The sequence below is a fragment of the Polynucleobacter paneuropaeus genome (genome assembly GCF_003261235.1).
Taxonomy (GTDB): Bacteria; Pseudomonadota; Gammaproteobacteria; order Burkholderiales; family Burkholderiaceae; genus Polynucleobacter; species Polynucleobacter paneuropaeus.
Genome location: NZ_CP030085.1, coordinates 243,303 through 260,988 on the forward strand (window position 1 = coordinate 243,303; position 17,686 = coordinate 260,988).

General features: G+C 43.2%; 19 protein-coding genes. 12 read left to right on the plus strand and 7 right to left on the minus strand.

Annotated features, from left to right (window positions below; all coding sequences use genetic code 11):
- The first annotated feature begins 64 nt into the window (after positions 1-64).
- From Pas1_RS01325 to Pas1_RS01335, 3 genes are read left to right on the plus strand one after another with little or no spacing between them, the layout of a single operon-like run.
- The gene (locus Pas1_RS01325; RefSeq protein WP_136625595.1) at positions 65-802 is read left to right on the plus strand and encodes a DUF5672 family protein; all 738 of its coding nucleotides are present in this window, start codon (positions 65-67) and stop codon (positions 800-802) included.
- Between the two features lie 9 nt (positions 803-811).
- Positions 812-2,149, plus strand: a complete 1,338-nt coding sequence (locus Pas1_RS01330; RefSeq protein WP_112294260.1) for an O-antigen ligase family protein — start codon at positions 812-814, stop codon at positions 2,147-2,149.
- Positions 2,150-2,203: 54 nt separating this feature from the next.
- Complete coding sequence (locus Pas1_RS01335) at positions 2,204-3,139, plus strand: glycosyltransferase family 2 protein (RefSeq protein WP_158525976.1); 936 nt, start codon at positions 2,204-2,206, stop codon at positions 3,137-3,139.
- Here Pas1_RS01335 and Pas1_RS01340 read toward each other — a convergent pair.
- The 3 genes from Pas1_RS01340 to Pas1_RS01350 are packed head-to-tail and all read right to left on the minus strand — an operon-like array spanning position 3,101 to position 5,520.
- Entirely contained in the window at positions 3,101-3,946 is an 846-nt protein-coding gene (locus Pas1_RS01340; RefSeq protein ID WP_112294262.1) for a glycosyltransferase family 17 protein, read from the minus strand. The genes Pas1_RS01335 and Pas1_RS01340 overlap by 39 nt on opposite strands.
- A gap of 10 nt (positions 3,947-3,956) precedes the next feature.
- On the minus strand, positions 3,957-4,745 hold the full coding sequence (locus Pas1_RS01345) for a hypothetical protein (protein WP_112294263.1): 789 nt from the start codon (positions 4,743-4,745) through the stop codon (positions 3,957-3,959).
- Between the two features lie 7 nt (positions 4,746-4,752).
- Entirely contained in the window at positions 4,753-5,520 is a 768-nt protein-coding gene (locus Pas1_RS01350) for a hypothetical protein (protein WP_112294264.1), read from the minus strand.
- A 93-nt stretch (positions 5,521-5,613) separates the two neighbouring features.
- Here Pas1_RS01350 and rfbB point away from each other — a divergent pair, with 93 nt between their 5' ends.
- The 5 genes from rfbB to waaC are packed head-to-tail and all read left to right on the plus strand — an operon-like array spanning position 5,614 to position 10,230.
- A complete protein-coding gene (rfbB, locus tag Pas1_RS01355; protein WP_112294265.1) occupies positions 5,614-6,672 on the plus strand; it encodes a dTDP-glucose 4,6-dehydratase in 1,059 nt (352 codons plus the stop codon).
- Between the two features lie 3 nt (positions 6,673-6,675).
- Entirely contained in the window at positions 6,676-7,632 is a 957-nt protein-coding gene (gene rfbD, locus Pas1_RS01360) for a dTDP-4-dehydrorhamnose reductase (RefSeq protein ID WP_112294266.1), read from the plus strand.
- A gap of 26 nt (positions 7,633-7,658) precedes the next feature.
- A complete protein-coding gene (rfbA, locus tag Pas1_RS01365; RefSeq protein ID WP_112202980.1) occupies positions 7,659-8,585 on the plus strand; it encodes a glucose-1-phosphate thymidylyltransferase RfbA in 927 nt (308 codons plus the stop codon).
- Positions 8,585-9,151, plus strand: a complete 567-nt coding sequence (gene rfbC / locus Pas1_RS01370; RefSeq protein WP_215276885.1) for a dTDP-4-dehydrorhamnose 3,5-epimerase — start codon at positions 8,585-8,587, stop codon at positions 9,149-9,151. The genes rfbA and rfbC overlap by 1 nt, the downstream gene beginning before the upstream one ends.
- Before the next feature lie 41 nt (positions 9,152-9,192).
- Positions 9,193-10,230, plus strand: a complete 1,038-nt coding sequence (gene waaC / locus Pas1_RS01375; protein WP_112294267.1) for a lipopolysaccharide heptosyltransferase I — start codon at positions 9,193-9,195, stop codon at positions 10,228-10,230.
- Here waaC and Pas1_RS01380 read toward each other — a convergent pair.
- A complete protein-coding gene (locus Pas1_RS01380; protein ID WP_112294268.1) occupies positions 10,227-11,888 on the minus strand; it encodes a TolC family protein in 1,662 nt (553 codons plus the stop codon). The genes waaC and Pas1_RS01380 overlap by 4 nt on opposite strands.
- A gap of 118 nt (positions 11,889-12,006) precedes the next feature.
- Between Pas1_RS01380 and Pas1_RS01385 the strand changes: the two genes are divergently transcribed.
- Genes Pas1_RS01385 through trmB form a run of 4 tightly spaced genes read left to right on the plus strand, consistent with a single transcriptional unit; the run spans position 12,007 to position 15,115 of the window.
- Entirely contained in the window at positions 12,007-12,876 is an 870-nt protein-coding gene (locus tag Pas1_RS01385) for an undecaprenyl-diphosphate phosphatase (RefSeq protein ID WP_112202986.1), read from the plus strand.
- A 16-nt stretch (positions 12,877-12,892) separates the two neighbouring features.
- Positions 12,893-13,354 carry a DUF2721 domain-containing protein gene (locus tag Pas1_RS01390; RefSeq protein ID WP_112202988.1) on the plus strand — a complete coding sequence of 154 codons (462 nt, stop codon included), beginning with the start codon at positions 12,893-12,895 and terminating at the stop codon, positions 13,352-13,354.
- Positions 13,355-13,374: 20 nt separating this feature from the next.
- Complete coding sequence (locus Pas1_RS01395) at positions 13,375-14,310, plus strand: UDP-glucuronic acid decarboxylase family protein (RefSeq protein ID WP_112202990.1); 936 nt, start codon at positions 13,375-13,377, stop codon at positions 14,308-14,310.
- On the plus strand, positions 14,264-15,115 hold the full coding sequence (trmB, locus tag Pas1_RS01400) for a tRNA (guanosine(46)-N7)-methyltransferase TrmB (protein ID WP_112294269.1): 852 nt from the start codon (positions 14,264-14,266) through the stop codon (positions 15,113-15,115). The genes Pas1_RS01395 and trmB overlap by 47 nt, the downstream gene beginning before the upstream one ends.
- A gap of 40 nt (positions 15,116-15,155) precedes the next feature.
- Here trmB and Pas1_RS01405 read toward each other — a convergent pair whose 3' ends face one another.
- The 3 genes from Pas1_RS01405 to ribH are packed head-to-tail and all read right to left on the minus strand — an operon-like array spanning position 15,156 to position 17,682.
- Complete coding sequence (locus Pas1_RS01405) at positions 15,156-16,634, minus strand: NAD-dependent succinate-semialdehyde dehydrogenase (RefSeq protein WP_112294270.1); 1,479 nt, start codon at positions 16,632-16,634, stop codon at positions 15,156-15,158.
- A gap of 17 nt (positions 16,635-16,651) precedes the next feature.
- Positions 16,652-17,164 carry a transcription antitermination factor NusB gene (gene nusB, locus Pas1_RS01410; RefSeq protein WP_112208808.1) on the minus strand — a complete coding sequence of 171 codons (513 nt, stop codon included), beginning with the start codon at positions 17,162-17,164 and terminating at the stop codon, positions 16,652-16,654.
- Positions 17,164-17,682 carry a 6,7-dimethyl-8-ribityllumazine synthase gene (gene ribH / locus Pas1_RS01415; RefSeq protein WP_112294271.1) on the minus strand — a complete coding sequence of 173 codons (519 nt, stop codon included), beginning with the start codon at positions 17,680-17,682 and terminating at the stop codon, positions 17,164-17,166. The genes nusB and ribH overlap by 1 nt, the downstream gene beginning before the upstream one ends.
- Positions 17,683-17,686 lie beyond the last annotated feature (4 nt).

The following is a 17,686-nucleotide window of genomic DNA, read 5'->3' on the forward strand; positions in this document are numbered from 1 at the left end:
GAAGCTGGTAATGCTCAATTTATCCTCTGTCACTCTAATTTGCGTTGAAACCAGAGACCCTAAGTTGGCCGAATGGGCAATAGCGCGGTGTTTGCAGGGTGTTCAATTTACCAAGGTCATCTTATTTACTGATCTTGAGCGTATTGACATTAGGAAATCTGGTATTGAGTATATTCAGGCTCCACCAATCAAAAATACGAGGGACTATTCTCTTTTTCTGCTCCAAGGAATTGAACCCCATGTGCAGACCAGTCATGCTTTAGTGATTCAGTGGGATAGTTTTATTACTCATCCGGAGCTTTGGCGCGAAGAGTTCCTGCAATATGACTATATTGGGCCAATATGGCCTCATCATCCAGAAACACCAGTGGGCAATGGCGGCTTCTCATTGCGCTCCAAGAAATTACTGGAAGTGATGAAGCAGCCCGGTTTCCACCCTAAACATCCTGAAGACTATTGCATTGCTGCAGACAATAAAGTTTTTCTTAACAACCATGGTGTTCAAATTGCTCCCAGGGAGATCGCAGAGCAATTTGCTGTAGAGCGCTCTAAGTGGCATGAGGCTTTTGGGTTCCATGGTTTTTTTAACTTTGCGCGCGTACTAGATGATACGTCTCTGAAACAATTCTTAGCAATGCTCCCGACTTCCTACCTAGGAGGTATAGATACATATGATCTAGTTACGTACCTCATTGAACAAAATCGAATGCTGCTTGCAAAGCAAATCATCGAAAATATTCCTTTCCGGTGGAAAATGAGAAAATGTTTTTTCAAAGCCAAGTTTAGGATGCTGACCCATTAGGATAAAAATATGCAGAAGATATATTTGACTCAAAGAAATTGGGCTAGTCTGTCAGCCTTGAGCGTATTTACTTTAATGTTTATTTGGGTATTGCCTAATACGATAGCTCTGAGACACTTTCTTCTTGCAATAGGGGCAATTTCTGGGGTTTTGCTGATTAAAGAAAATTGGTCAAGCTTTAGGAGTTTGAAGCTGCAACTTATACCGCTTTATTCAATTTTAGGATTATTTTTTTGGGTCGGAGTTCACTATTATTTCTTTTCACTTAATCCTGATTTAGAGCTCAGTGAGATAAAAGGCCTATGGGCGCGAACCTTTGCCGGATCAATTATGGCAATTGGATTCGGAGTGGCTTTATGCCAATTTAAAGATCTACGTAAATACTTTTATGTTGGTGTTTTTGCTGTGCCCGTTATTAATATATTGGCTTATATATATGATTCCTATTTGCATGGGGGACTCATCAATCCTAATGAATTCATTTTCTTTTTATTTGCGAAAATTGAAACAGCCTATTTTGGAGGAATTGCAGCCTCAGTTGCAGTAGCAAGCATCATTTATTTTATTATTAATAGCGATGATCCAAAAAGATATAAGCAGATTACTTTGTATGTAATAGGATTATTGATAGTTGTTATTGCGGATGTTATCTCGAATACTAAGAATGGTATTTTGATCGCTATGCTAATAATTTTTTTGCTTCTTATGGTGGTCTTTGCACACGCATTGTTTTTTGTAAAAAGTAAAAATAACAAATTTTTGGAAATTACAGTTATCGTGATCGTTCTCCTTATTTCAGGATTTGTTTGGAATGCTCAAAAGCAATTAGCTAGTCGCGGCTGGGATACGATTTTTCAAGATACTCAGCTTGCCATGGAGATAGATAAAAATACCCAGTGGCAATATGCGGAAGGTTCTCGTCCTTTGCCATTAAATTCGGCTGGACTTCAGCCCGCACTCAATACCTATTCGCGGGTGGCCTGGGCTACAGTTGGAGTCCGATTAATTGCCCAACATCCCCTGGGTTATGGGTCAGTCAATAGATCATTTGATAAGTTGCAAGATTTTGCAAACATCTATCATGAGCATACAGGGCAGACACATAGTGGCTGGGTAGATTTTGGTCTCGGATTTGGTCTGCCGGGACTTTTCTTTATCTTTTCAGCGATTATCTCAGTTATCTTTATGGGATTCCGAAGAACAGATAGGTTGAGTCTAATTGCGATGATGATAGCTCTTATGCTGATTCCATTTTGCCTTACATCGGAAATGAGCTACAAGCAGTATTTTGAATCAACGATTTTTTTTCTAACATTATGTGGAACTTTTATAGCATTAAAAAACTAGTGGTATAAAAATATATTAATTAAGCAATAATCAATCAATAAAAGACGCTTTAATTTGAATTCAAATATAAAAAATATTTGTTTTATAAATAATTTCAATAATGAAAGCTTCATTGAATCCTGCCTAAAATCTGTTTTCAATCAAACTAGGCCTTTTGATGAGATTATTATTGTTGATGATGGATCGACTGACCGATCGCTAGAAGTGATAAGTCATTTTTTAATAGATCATAAAAATTTACAAATTCTTCAGAAAGAAAATCAAGGTCAGCTATCAACATTTAATGAAGCACTTTTATTGATTCCAGATAAAGCACAAATTTTTTTATTAGATGGTGATGATCTTTATCCTCGGGACTACTTAGAAGCGACTTTAAAAGCAATTGGAAGAAGTCAGTGGGATTTTGCATTTTGCGATAGAGAGGGCTTTGAGGGGGAACAATATGCTCCTAAGTCGGCCATGCTAAATGAGCTTCCAAGCTATTATTTTTACGAAACTTCAGCATTAGTTAGAAGTAGGGAGTGCTGGATTGGAAATGCTACCTCATGTATTTCACTATCGTCCGAGTTATTTAAAAAAATATTTCCCTATCCTATTGGCCGGATGAAAAAATACTGGGCAGATGATCATTTAATCTACATATCATCAGTTTTAGGCGCAGAGAAAATTTACCTACCATCGGTTAGGATTGGCTGGCGTAATCATTTAAACAATATTACCAAGCTTCCTTATTCTGAAGATGACATAAAAAGTCGTCATCTTGCTATAGCAAAGGCTATAAATTGGTACTGTGATAAGTACTGTATAGCTCGTTATCCAGGCATTTTAGAATATTTTAAAGAATACAAAATGCTTGGCCCACATTGGCAAAAGCAACTCGATTTACCGAATCAATACCGCATGCTGAATAGATTGTTGCGCGATCTTGCGAAGCAATTTTATAAAAACCATTTAAGTGCAGTAAGGAAGATATTTATTAAGGACTTGTAATATAGCCTCTGGTAACTTCAGTTTTTCTTGGTCACAAAGTTCAATATTTCTATCGTATAAATCTACTCCAGCCGAGATTTTCTCTTGTATTGACTTTTTTGAGAGCGCTTTGTATTGGCTTAAATTTTCAACTTCGCTGATAGCATGAACCTTAGCAAGAATCTTTTCTTCAGTCATAAAGTAAGAGAAATGCCATCCTCCATTGGCGATATGGGCTAGTTCATTCTTATCGCTTCGGTATTTGTGTGGAAGATATTTCCGAAAAGATTTTAAGTTAGTAAATACCGAGCCATAGAATTTCTCTTTAGGAGAAGCATTATGGATGTTGTAATAAAAAAATATTTGATCACAGCTATAAGCATTAAAAAGAGTATTCTTTTTTTCAATATTGAGAATGAGGCGGGGCCCTTCATCCAAGGCAAACCGACTTGGAAACTCATCTAGATCGCCAAAAAGAATAATGTCATCTGGACTGAATGGCCTTAAGGCCTTAAGAGTTGAATTTCTTTGAGCATCCTGAATTTTCCATAGAAATTTATTCTTTCTATTCCGATATTTCAATTTCTTGAAGCGCCATTCAAAAGAATCCAGATGGATTTCTTCACGGTGGTAGATAATTTTCTCGGAATAGGGTAGGGTAGAAATTACTGCTTTACTAAGGATAAATTCCTTGGGAGCTCCTGAAAAGTCGATATTAGCCTCTGAGATAATAAAGTGATCTACAGTTGGGCCTAAATACTCGAGTCTCGCCTTTAGAAGGTCTAGTTCGTTATAAAAGAGAAAAACATCAAGGAATTTTTCTTGCATCTTCTGATTCTTAACTTTTGGTACCAATGAGTTGCTTTAGGAATCGTTTTTCATCACTAGGTTTAAGGTAAGCCTGCTCAAGGTGTAATGAAAGTCCTGGAATACAGACGCCTAAATAGCGTCTTGGTTTAATCCAAAATTGCAACTTTCTTGGTATTTGCCTAATAAATCGGGATTTGAGAATAGTTGGTTGTTTTGTCAGAACGCAGAAGTTATCAAAATCAAAATCTTTTTTGGCTGTCTTGGTAATTGACCAAATATCTTTATCGGCTTTTAGTGTCTTACCGGTGACCGCAAATGTCATAGTTGTAGAGTTTGAGGTTCTCCATACGGCCGTCTCTCCTTCTACCACTTCCGTCGGCTCTGAATAAGCAGTCAATTTGGTATAAGGATTTACAGGGCCAGTATGATTTTTATATTTATCTGGGTGATCGTATAGCGTTACATAGTCAAAATATTGCAGCCCTTCAATGATTGCGGATGGCGCCTCAGGTAGATGAAGGTAATCATCTTCCGCAAAATAAACAATATCCTCATCTTTGATAAAACTAAGCGCTGTCTCATAAAGCTTCCAGAACGAGCCAGGGTTACCTAACTGGGTTTCAATTAGTTGGTCAAATGAGAACTGGGATTTGAGATTATTGAGGAGTTGATCATCGCAGTTATCTGCGACGCAGATCCATTCCCAGTTTTTAAATATTTTCTGAAGATTTTTTAGAGAATCATACTTATTAATACCATCAACCTTCACCTTTGGGTAACCCTTGCTGCTAATTCTAAATAGGATAATTTTTCGCATAGCTGCTTTATTGTTTAAATAAATTAGGTGAATTTAGTGCAATAGAAAGTTTTTGTTTCCATGCTTCCTTTGGATAGTTGCGATGCAAATAACTACCATGACGATAAGCTGCTCTCAGGTAGTTATGTTGCCGCATCCAGGAATACACCCTTTTTTCAAATAACTCACCACCATAGCTTGGAAAGACTTCCGATTCGGGGTGATATTCATTATAAATTGGATTCTTAAAGTCTTCCGTCTTGATTAAGTACATCTGATCAGAAAAGTTATGACCGTAGACATTTTCCCGATCACAATATTGAGAATCTTTTTTAGCTTCTTTGTATCGATAGTTCCAGGTTAGCGTAAAAATTTTTATCTGCTGGTTTTTTTCTAAGGCGGCAATGCCAGCATTGAGCCAATTTCTTGAAGCCCACGGAGAGACTATCGAGTCTCCAGAAAAATGGAGCAAGTACTTTGTTTGAGTCAGGTAAATTGAAACCAATTCAGCGATGGAGTAGTAATAGCCCTTGCCTAATTTTTCAGGGCTTAGTGAGAAGTGGCGAAGAGCTTCATCCACGTATTCAGCCACAATGATGTATTTGCTCAGTATCCCTTCATCTATGAGTGGCCGAATTGATGACTCTACTTTTTTATAATCTTTGACATTATTGACGTAGAGTATCTTTTCATCAAAGTGGTGATAGCATCGATTGATCATGGTTTTGATGCGATCCGTCTTCAGCATGATTTCCCAGTCACCTTCCCAAACTTTGGTTTCGAATGTAATGGTCATGGGCTCCTGAAAACCTTTTATACTTGCTTAAATTAATTGATTTGTATGGCTCTCAAATCATAATCCATAGAAAACGTAATCAACGAGATTTTTATGATTCTAGTTACTGGCGGTGCAGGCTTTATTGGGGGTAATTTCGTGCTGGATTGGCTTGCCAATACAGGCTCTGAAGGTGTAATCAACCTCGATAAGTTAACCTATGCTGGTAATTTGGCAACACTTGACTCCTTAAAAGAGGATTCTGGTCATGTTTTTGTTCGTGGCGATATAGGCAATAAAGAACTAGTAAGCAAACTACTTAATGATTATCAGCCACGGGCCATTATTAATTTCGCTGCTGAGAGTCATGTGGATCGCTCCATTCATGGTCCAGCAGAGTTCATTCAGACTAATATCTTGGGCACATTTAATCTTCTGGAGTGTGCGCGTGAATATTGGAATAAGATGGACGAATCTACTCAAAAGCAATTTCGTTTTCACCATGTTTCGACTGATGAAGTTTACGGGTCGCTTTCACTGGCTGATCCCGCATTCACTGAAACAAACCCCTACGAGCCAAATAGTCCTTACTCAGCCTCCAAAGCAGCCTCAGACCACTTAGTACGTGCTTGGTTTCATACCTATGGCTTCCCAGTGGTGACTACCAATTGCTCGAATAATTACGGTCCTTATCACTTTCCTGAAAAATTAATTCCTCTAGCAATCCTCAACGCACTTGCAGGTAAGCCCCTGCCAATTTACGGTGATGGTCAACAAATTCGAGACTGGTTGTATGTAGGTGATCATTGTTCAGCAATCCGCGAGGTTTTAATCAAGGGCAAATTGGGTGAGACCTATAACATTGGTGGCTGGAATGAGAAGCCTAATATTGAGGTGGTAAAAACCATCTGCCATATTCTTGATGAGCTAAAGCCTAGATTAGATTCCAAGCCTTATGCTGAGCAAATTACTTTCGTCAAAGACCGTCCAGGTCATGATCGTCGCTATGCCATTGATGCTTCCAAAATTGAGCGTGACTTAGGTTGGCGTCCTGCAGAAACCTTTGATTCTGGTATTCGGAAAACAGTCCAGTGGTATTTAGATAATCCAGTATGGGTTGAGGGTGTAGTAAGCGGCTCTTATCGCGACTGGCTACAAAAACAATATCAATAATTGATGAACGTTCTCGTATTCGGAGCAGCAGGCCAGTTAGGCAAAGCATTCCATGCTTTACTGAGAGAGCATAAAAATTTAAATGTGCTTTATGTGACTCGCACTGAATGCGACCTTGGCGATCCTGAAGAAATTGCTCGAGTATTAAAACAGTCTCAAGCCAAACTTATTATTAATGCAGCCGCTTACACTGCAGTTGACAAGGCTGAGACTGAAACCGAGTCAGCTTATGCGGTCAATGCCAGCGCTCCTGAGTTGATGGCGAAATATGCGACGCAACACGACGCTACTTTTATCCATTACTCAACGGATTACGTATTTGATGGCAGTAAATCCGATTTTTATCTCGAGGATGATGTCTGCAATCCCCTAGGAGTCTATGGCAAGAGTAAGCGCGCTGGTGAAGTAGCCATTCAAAAAGCGTTTGAGAAAAGTAAGTTAGGGCAATATGCTATTTTGCGAACCAGTTGGGTGTACGGTGATGGTAGTAATTTCATCCGTACGATTCTGCGCTTAGCTAAAGAGCGCGAAGAACTCAAAGTGATTAATGATCAGTATGGTGTTCCTACTTATGCTAATTGGTTGGCCTGTATTAGCCTGGAGCTTTGCTTGGATTCTGATTCTCAGATCAAGACCTTCCCATCCGGCATTTACCACGCCGTCCCATCCGGTGAGATCACTTGGTATGGTCTGGCCTGTCAAGTGATTGACTCTGCTATAGAGGCTGGCGAGACCCTCAAGTTAAAGCCAGAAGCAATCCAGCCTATTCCTGCGACAGCTTACCCATTGCCAGCTCCTAGACCCCAAAACTCGAGGATGGGAACCCAAAAATTGCGCGCCGTCCTGGCTGCCAAAAATCCCAATGATTCAAGCTCTTATAATGAAACAGCTCAAATTAGCGCTTTTCCTGATTGGCGCAAGATGGTACAAAAGTACGTCAAGGATTTAAGTGCGAAGTAATTCAATGGATTTGTGAAGGATAGGTAATGGGCTTAAAACGTAAAGGCATCATTCTGGCGGGGGGCTCTGGTACACGTTTGTATCCAGTGACCCAGGCAGTATCTAAACAGCTCATGCCGGTGTATGACAAGCCCATGGTGTACTACCCGCTTAGTACTCTGATGTTGGCCGGGATTCGGGACATCTTGTTAATTTCCACGCCTCAAGATACTCCCCGTTTTAATGAATTATTGGGCGACGGCTCTCAATGGGGCCTCAATATTGAATATTGTGTACAACCATCACCCGACGGTTTGGCGCAGGCATTTACCTTGGGCAAGAACTTCATTAATGGCCACCCCAGCGCATTAGTGCTGGGCGATAACATTTTTTATGGCCATGAACTAGTAGATCAGTTAGATAGTGCGAATAAGCGTGCAAGTGGCGCAACCGTGTTTGCTTATCACGTGAACGATCCTGAGCGTTATGGTGTGGTCGAGTTTGATCAATCTTATAAAGCCCTATCGATTGAAGAGAAGCCTTTGAAACCCAGAAGTAGTTATGCAGTTACCGGGCTCTATTTTTATGATAATCAAGTCTGTGATATTGCTGCAGCAATCAAGCCCAGTGCGCGTGGAGAATTAGAAATCACCGATGTCAATCGGGTCTATTTAGAAAAGCAGCAGCTGAGCGTAGAGATCATGGGGCGAGGGTTTGCATGGCTCGATACTGGGACGCATGATTCCTTGCTAGATGCGGCAGGATTTATCGCAACCTTACAAAAGCGCCAAGGTCTAATGGTGGCTTGCCCAGAAGAAATTGCCTACCGCCAAGGATGGATTACTGCAGCTACTGTTGAAAAAGTGGCAGCGCAGCTGAGTAAAAATAGTTATGGCCAATACTTGAGTAAGATTTTGAATGAACTCAACACCTCATCGCAGCCCATGAGCTTATCAAATAAGAAAGCACTGTGATGGCTGGCAGTGGAAAAATTCAAGTAACTACAACGGCAATACATGATGTATTAGTGATAGAGCCCAAAGTATTTGGTGATGAGCGAGGCTGGTTCACTGAGTCATTTAATGCAAATGACTTTGCAGAAGCTACAGGACTCAATGTTGACTTTGTTCAGGATAATCACTCCTTCTCCCGCCAGTGGACCTTGCGGGGCTTGCATTATCAGATGGAAAAATCCCAAGGTAAATTGGTCAGGGTCGTGGCAGGAAGCGTTTTTGATGTGGCGGTGGATATTCGGAAAAATTCACCTACTTACGGGAAGTGGGTTGGAGTAGAGCTTAGCGCTGAGAACTATAAGCAAATGTGGATGCCTGCTGGTCTGGCTCACGGCTTTTTAGTGCTCTCTGAAACCGCTGAGTTTTTGTATAAAACGACAGACTATTACCACCCGCAAAGTGAAGCCTGTTTGGCCTGGAATGATCCCCATTTAGCAATTCAGTGGCCTTTACCTCAAGGCATCGCACCCAATATGAATACCAAAGATAGCGCAGGTTTAGCTTGGGATATAGCCCCTAAGTTTTAGGTCCAGCCTAAACCTCAGTCAAAACATAAGATAATGATTTGATGGGCACTCCAAAAATCTTATTGGTAAAGTTATCCTCACTTGGGGATGTTCTCCACAACTTACCCATTGTTTGGGATTTACGATCTCAATATCCCAATGCGCAAATAGATTGGGTTGTAGAAGAGGGATACGTCAATCTTCTCGAACCACTTCTCTCAAGCCCAAGTTTTCGGGGGATTGATCGCATTATTCCTTTTGGTTTGCGAGCCTGGAAAAGATCGCTTCTCTCCCCAAAGACCTGGCAGGCCTTCTTTGCCTTCAAAAAAGATTTGCAAGCGCAGACCTACGATATTGTGATTGAGACTCAAGGCTTGCTGAAATCAGCCATTGTTTGCGCGCTAGCCAGTAAAAGTCCTCATGTAATCGTTGCTGGTTTAGCAAACGCTACCGAGTTTTCTGGATATGAGCCTATTGCAAAAACTTTTTATAGCCAGTCAGTTCAGGTGCCAACCCAATGCCATGCGGTCGATCGCTCGCGTTTGGTGATGTGCTCTGCAATGGATGTACCCCTGGTAACCCGCGAGACTAAGCCACAGTTTTATCCTCAAAGTTTTGTTGAGCAAATTCCGAATAGCCAAATATTTGGTCTGCATCGTCCTTACATTTTATGTTTTCATTCGACTGCTAGGGCGGCAAAGCGCTGGTCAAAAGAACATTGGGTTGCATTAGGAAAGGCTCTAGCTTCAGATGGTTATCAGATTGTTTTTCCTTGGGGTAACGCTGAAGAGAGAGTCATTAGTGAAGCTTTAGCTGTTGAGGTAACACACTCTCTCGTGCCTCCTGCATTTTCAATTGACGAGGCATTCTCATTAATCAAAGGGGCAGACCTCACCATTGGTGTTGATACGGGCTTGACCCATTTAGCAGCAGTATTAGATCGGCCTACTGTTGAAATCTATTGCGACTCTCCGCTCTGGAAGACTGAGGGCTACTGGTCGAAACGGATTCGAAATGTGGGTGATATTGAAGCGCCACCTAGCGTTGCAGAAGTACTAGCTGCAAGCCGTGACCTACTGAAGAACTCAGTGAAGCATTAACGCAGGAGTGTGTTAATCGCCATCAGATCTTCATCTGATAGTGTGCCAGCAGTCGATTTGAGCTTGATCGCGTTTAATAGAGTCGAGTAGCGTGATTGAGTGAGCTGGGCTCTCGTAGTGATTAATGAATCTAGGGCAACCAATACGTCTAAGTTAATCAGAGTGCCTACTTCAAATCCGAGTTGGCTTGATTCTAAAGCAGAGACACCAGATTTTTCTGCAGCCTCATAAGCCTTCACTGTAGCAAGCCCACCATAAAAGCCAGTGAATGCTTGCCGTACATTTTGAGCAGCGGTCCGACGTAAGTTATCGTAGTCCGATTTGGCTTTGTCTAACAGTGCGGCATTTTGCCGAATGACGGAGGTGTTATACCCACCCGAATAAATGGGGATATTTAAAGTTAGGCCAACTGTATTGTTATAGATATTAGTTTGCGATGGCTGTGTACTGTAAGTGGAACCATTATTCGTGTTGTAGCCTGCCGTGGCCCCAAAATTGAGGGTTGGATAATTTGCAGCAAGTGCGCCACGATAGGTTGCCTCTGCTACATCCACGTTAAGCTTTCCAGCGAGTACATTGAAGTTAGCATTTTCTGCTTGGTGGATCCAATCATTGAGCGTTTGTCCAGCAGGTAATTTAGGGTTCACGCTATCGGCGACAGCAGGACTTGGTACAGGATTCTTTAAGGTGGTGCGAGGATCTTTAGCCACCCCTTCGAGTTGGGCATTTTTAGCGAGGGGCTTAACAGCAGGCACTGGATGACCTACGAGTTGCTCCAAGACTCCGCGCTTCACAATTAAATCTGCTTGAGAAATAATTTCTTGAGAATTGGCTAGATCGTAATTTGCTTGTGCAGTATTCACGTCCACAATCGTAGCCAAGCCAGCATCAAATTTAGCCTGAGCCTGATCCAGCTGTCGTTTAATGAGACTCATTTTTTCTTGATAGAGCACAACATTATCTTGGCTAGTGAGTACATCAAAGTAGGCTTGAGAAACCCGAATAATCAGATCTTGCTGGGCTTGATAAAACTGGAGGTCAGCAATTTTCGTAGTCAAATCAGCTACTTTATAAAGTTCTAGAGAAGCCACGTTGATCAAAGGTTGTGTCAAGGTAACGGTGTAATTCTTTTGTCCAAAGACGCGCGCATTACCCGGATAGGTTTGCAAAGAAGAATTATTCGCAGCATGCTGGTAGTAGCGCGTCCAACCTGGGGCGGCATTGACCTGCGGCAATAAAAGCGAAAGGCCTTGCCAATATTGCTCTTGGCTGGCTACATACTGAAAGCGAGCGCTTGTCATTACTGGATCACTAAATGCAGCTTCTTGATACAGGGTGATCAAGTCCATTGCTTGACCCGTAACATTGGCGTCTTTTGCCCCAGCAATATTCGATAAAACAGGCGCCTGAGGAATGGCTGGTTTTGCAATCACCATATTGGGAGGCACTTCAAGACCGGTAAGACTCTGCGGGGTTACCGGCATCGGTAAGGCATTTTTAGAAGCAGCCTGAGTGGGAACAGTTTGTGTAACGACAGTGACAGAAGTTTGTCCAAAGGCGTGCAAAGACCCAAGGATGGACCCAGCAAACAAAATAAGGTGAGCAAATCGGCTAAGCAGCTTACGCAATCCGATGTGGTCGAAGGTAAAGCGAGTCATCTTTTTCCAAAGCGTAAATATGGCATGAAGTTTAAGCTCAAATAGGGCAAAGCAGTTATTTTCCCTTAATCTAGGGCTCAAAAAGAAGGGCCCAGGCTAATGGCTTAATATCTCATCTATGGATCTTATTTTACTGACTAAAGCACTCATTTTGGGGGTGGTTGAAGGCTTCACTGAGTTTTTGCCGATCTCTAGTACAGGCCATCTGATTTTGGTTGGAGATCTTCTCAATTTCAATGACGAGCGGGGCAAGGCTTTTGAAGTAATTATTCAGTTTGGCGCGATTCTGGCTGTTTGCTGGGAGTTTCGGGCTAAGCTTTGGAAGGTTGTTTCTACTCTCGGTAGTAGTTCGGTGTCACGCCGTTTTATCGTCAATCTCCTCATTGCCTCTTTCCCAGCGATGAGCCTAGGGTTGGTTTTTGGTAAGCAGATTAAGGCAATGCTCTTTGCGCCCATTCCGGTTGCTACTGCCTTCATCGTGGGGGCACTGATCATTTTTTGGGCTGAACGTTTGCAAGCTAAAAGACCAGCTCAAACGATCGCATCTCCATTGCACTCAGTTGATGAGCTTTCGCATTTAGATGCGCTCAAGGTTGGGCTAGCCCAATGCGCTGCTTTAATACCAGGCACTTCACGCTCGGGGGCCACTATTATTGGCGGTATGCTCTTTGGATTGCCGCGGGCAGTGGCAACAGAGTTTTCCTTCTTCTTGGCAATTCCGGTAATTGGTGGAGCGACTGCTTATGAGTTACTTAAGCTCTGGAAGTCCCCAGTTTCTTTAGAAGTTGCTGGTAGCAGTGCGGGAGATTTCACTTTAGCCATTGTGCTTGGCTTTATTGCTGCTTTTATTTCTGCGTTTGCCTGCGTGCGCTGGCTCATTCATTATGTTGCAGGACATAACTTCATTCCGTTTGCTTGGTATCGCATTGTATTTGGTTTAGTTGTTCTCATTAGCGCTTATACCGGCTTAGTAGCCTGGTCACATTAAGGGATTGGATTTAAGTATGGATAACTCAATCGATGTCATTACCAATAATATTCAGCTTGCCCTTGCGCCAGTATTTTTATTAACGGCAGTGTCTACTTTATTTAATGCCATATCAACCCGCCTAGCGAGAACAGTAGACCGGATGAGAGCCATCCATAAAGAGCTACAAGATGGACAGGTTATTGATGACCAGCTTTATCGACTTATGCAAAAAGAGGGTGATGAATCAAAGTTTCGCGGCCGACTCTGTACCATGGCAATATTTTTTGATGTTTTAAGTGGGGTATTCATTTCCCTAACGGTTTTGGAGCTCTTCCTCTTCCAGGCTGGCGCTCTCAATACTCCAAAGACAGGCTATGTGATGTGGAGCTTTATATTGGGAATGGCCTCCTTTATGATCTCTATGCTGCTGATGTTATGCGAGGTAGTGTATGGCTATCTCTCGGCGGGCTGGGATAATCGCGTTATAACTAAATAAAATTAGTCCTACAGGCATATATGAAAAAAATCCTCATCACAGGTGGCGCAGGTTTCTTGGGCTCACACCTTACTGAAAAGCTGCTTAAAGAAGGTAATGAAGTTTTAGTAGTAGATAACTTTTTTACGGGGACAAAGCAAAACTTAGCGCACTTGCTATCTGATACGAAGTTAGAAGTGATGCGCCATGATGTGACCTTCCCACTCTATGTCGAGACTCATCAGATTTATAACCTCGCCTGTCCGGCATCTCCCGTGCATTATCAATATGATCCTGTGCAAACGACTAAGACTAGTGTGCATGGTGCAATCAATATGCTGGGCTTGGCCAAAAGAACGCGTGCACGCATTTTGCAGGCCTCAACCAGTGAAGTCTATGGCGACCCTGAAGTGCATCCGCAGCCAGAAGAGTACTGGGGCAGAGTTAATCCGATTGGTATTCGGTCTTGCTACGATGAAGGCAAGCGCTGCGCCGAGACCCTCTTTTTTGATTACTACCGTCAACATCAGTTAGATATTAAAGTCGTACGCATCTTTAATACCTATGGCCCACGCATGCATCCCAATGATGGTCGGGTGGTGAGTAACTTTATTGTGCAAGCCCTGCAAGGTAAAGATATTACGATCTACGGTGATGGTCAGCAAACCCGGAGCTTTTGTTACGTTGATGATTTGATTGATGCGATGGTCAAAATGATGAACTCAGAAGCAGGCTTCCCAGGCCCAGTCAATATCGGTAATCCAGGCGAGTTCACGATGTTGCAATTGGCAGAAACGATTCTGAAACTCTCAGGTAGTAAATCTAAGCTCATCTATGAGCCTTTGCCCTCTGATGATCCTAAGCAACGTCAACCCAATATTGAATTAGCTAAATCCAAGCTGGGCTGGCAGCCTAAAGTAAATCTAGAGGATGGCCTCAAAGAGACTATTGCCTACTTTAAGAAGGTCTTGGCGTAATTTGAGTGCAAAGCCAGAGCGTCAGTTTGATCGTATCGATCGCATTCGCTCTTTTGTCCTTCGCACTGGAAGAACAACAACAGCGCAGCAACGTGCAATCGATGAGCTTGGCCCTCAATTTTGCATTCCCTTTCAAGACCAGAAGCTTGATCTCAATAAAGCCTTTAATAGATCCACCAATCCCAAGATTCTGGAGATTGGCTTTGGCATGGGGGAGACGACTGCCGCAATAGCCCAACTTCGCAGTCAGGATGATTTCTTGGCCATTGAAGTCCATCCTCCGGGGATCGGTGCTTTACTCAAGCGAATCGGCGAAATGGGCCTCACCAATTTACGATTAATTCAGCATGATGCGGTAGAGGTGCTAGAAAAAATGATTTTGCCTGAGAGTTTGGATGGCATTCATATTTACTTTGCTGATCCTTGGCACAAGAAGCGGCACCATAAGCGTCGCTTGATTCAGGCAGCATTTACCCGCCTATTGGTATCCCGCTTAAAGTCTGGCGGATATGTTCATTTGGCCACTGATTGGCATAACTATGCCGAGCAAATGTTTCTAGTGCTTAATGCTGAGCAGTCCTTGATCAATACTTCGGTTGCGGCAGTGCCCGTTGAAACTTTTGGCCCAGAAGATATTGCGCAAGAGGACGGTGCTGAAAATGAATTTAAACCGAGCCGAGCCCAGTTAGAAAGCCATCATCTTGCTTATGTTGAGCGACCCAGCTATCGACCGATTACCAAGTTTGAAACTCGCGGTTTAAAGCTGGGGCACGGCGTATGGGACTTGGTGTATCAGAAAAAATAGGCCGCAGCTAATAAGCTTCAACGGAAAAACAGACTTTTACTTAGAGACCAATACAAAGGTATTTGAGTTCTAAGTATTCATCCATTCCGAAGATGCTGCCTTCGCGGCCCAAGCCAGATTGTTTGACTCCACCAAAGGGTGCCACTTCATTAGAGATGATGCCGCTATTCACACCAACAATGCCGTATTCCAGGGCTTCAGCGACTTTCCAGATCCGCCCGATATCACGACTGTAGAAGTATGAGGCCAGACCATATTGACTCTGGTTTGCAAGCTTAATTACCTCATCATCACTTTCAAAACTCATGATCGGTGCAACTGGACCAAAAGTTTCTTCTACGGTGATCAGCATATCGCTTGTCACATGATCCAAAATAGTGGGTTCGTAATAGGTGCCGCCAAGAGCAGATGGCTTGCCGCCTGCAATTAACTTTGCACCTTTACTCAATGCATCAGCAACATGATGCTCTACTTTGGCAAGGGCTGCTTGGTCAATAAGTGGACCCTGCAAAATACCTTCTTCAAGACCATTACCCACTTTAATTGTCTGAATCGCTTTAGCAAATTTTTCTAGAAACTCATCATGCACTTTTTTATGAACATAAATTCGATTAGCGCACACACAGGTTTGACCAGAATTTCGGTACTTCGAAGCTATTGCACCACTGACTGCCGCATCAATATCGGCATCTTCAAACACAATAAAGGGCGCATGGCCACCCAGTTCTAAGGCTAATTTTTTTACTGTTGGGGCAGATTGCGCTATCAGAATACGTCCCACTTCAGTTGAGCCTGTAAATGAGAGGTGACGCACAATCGATGAGCTACATAAAGTTTTACCGATCGCGATCGACTGCTCTGCATCAGCCGTAATCACGTTAATGACCCCATTTGGAATTCCGGCACGGCGTGCAAGTTCGGCTAGTGCAAGTGCGGACAAGGGGGTTTGCTCTGCAGGTTTGATCACAATGCTGCAACCCGCAGCCATGGCAGGGGCAATCTTACGAGTGATCATGGCAATCGGAAAATTCCAAGGGGTGATTGCTGCACAAACGCCGATGGCTTGCTTAAGAACCATGAGTCGTTTGTCACCCCAAGTGGTCGAAGGAATGGTTCCCGCTACCCGTTTTGCTTCTTCAGCAAACCATTCAATAAATGAGGCACCGTAGGCTACTTCACCGCGAGACTCTATTAAGGGCTTGCCTTGCTCTAAAGTCATTAGCAAGGCTAGGTCTTCAGTGTTGGCTATGATGAGATCAAACCATTTACGCATGACATTGGCGCGCTCTTTGCCGGTTTTGCTGCGCCACATTGGCAGCGCTGTATTGGCTGCCTCAATCGCTAGCTCAGCATCGCTGGGGGTGAGATTGGCAACATTGGCAATGATTGCGCCGTTGGCTGGGTTATTGACTGCAAAGGTTTGGTTTAGTGATGAGCTTGCCCATTGGCCATTAATAAAGGCCTCTTCTCTAAAAAGACTGGAGTCTTTTAGTAGCTTGCGAACATCTTGAGCTGACATGAGATACCCCCGATGGATTAAGCGGCTTGAATTTCTGCGCTACGCAGTTTTTGCGCTAAAAGATCTAGGACACCGTTGACGTACTTATGACCATCAGTACCACCAAAGGTCTTGGCGAGCTCAACGGCTTCGTTGATTGCCACTTTGTAGGGAACAGAAAGATCGGCAGCAAGTTCGTAAGCGCCAATCAGAAGCGCGGCATGCTCTACAGGTGATAGCTCATTGATAGGGCGGTCAAGGGCAGGCGTGATAATGGCTTCGAGTTCATCGGTGCGCTCGAGAACACCTTCAAAAATTCCTTGAAATAATTCGAGTTGACAGCGACGAAAGGCAGGATCTTCCGAAAGCTGTTTGGTAATCGTTACAGAATTCGGTAGACTGCCAGCACGGCGCATCACCAAACTTTGGTAAACCCCTTGCAGTGCATATTCGCGGGCGCGACGACGCGGCGTAAGAGAGCGTTTTGGGGTTATCGATTTGTTCTCTTTATCAGAGCCCGGTAATTTATTGGTGGTGATTGTTTTAGACATTATTCTTCTTCACCAGATTGAAAGTCGATATCCAGGTCGGGGCTTAAAGCCAAGGCAAGGTTAGCCATTTCAACTACGGCTTTCGCACAATCTGCGCCTTTGACCTGAACACGAACTTGGGCTTGTGCATCGTTATCGCAAGTAAGGATGCCATTGGCGATGGGTAAGCCCGACTCTAATCCAACACGAGTAATGCCTGCAGCCGATTCATTAGAGACGAGTTCGAAATGATATGTCTCACCCCGAATGACAGCGCCCAAGGCGACTAAGCCATCAAATTCACCAGTCTCTGCCAGTTTTTGCAGGGCAAAGGGAATTTCAAGGGCGCCAGGAACAGTGACTAATTTAATATCCGCTTGGTCAACACCAAGGGTCAGGAGTTCTTCAATACAGGCTTTGGTTAAGGCTTCGCAGTGATCTTCATTAAAGCGGGCTTGCACGATCCCCACTCGCAAATCTTGCCCATTGAGATCAGCAGCTAAAACCTGAACGCCAGATTGGGTGGTAGATGAGTTCATCGTA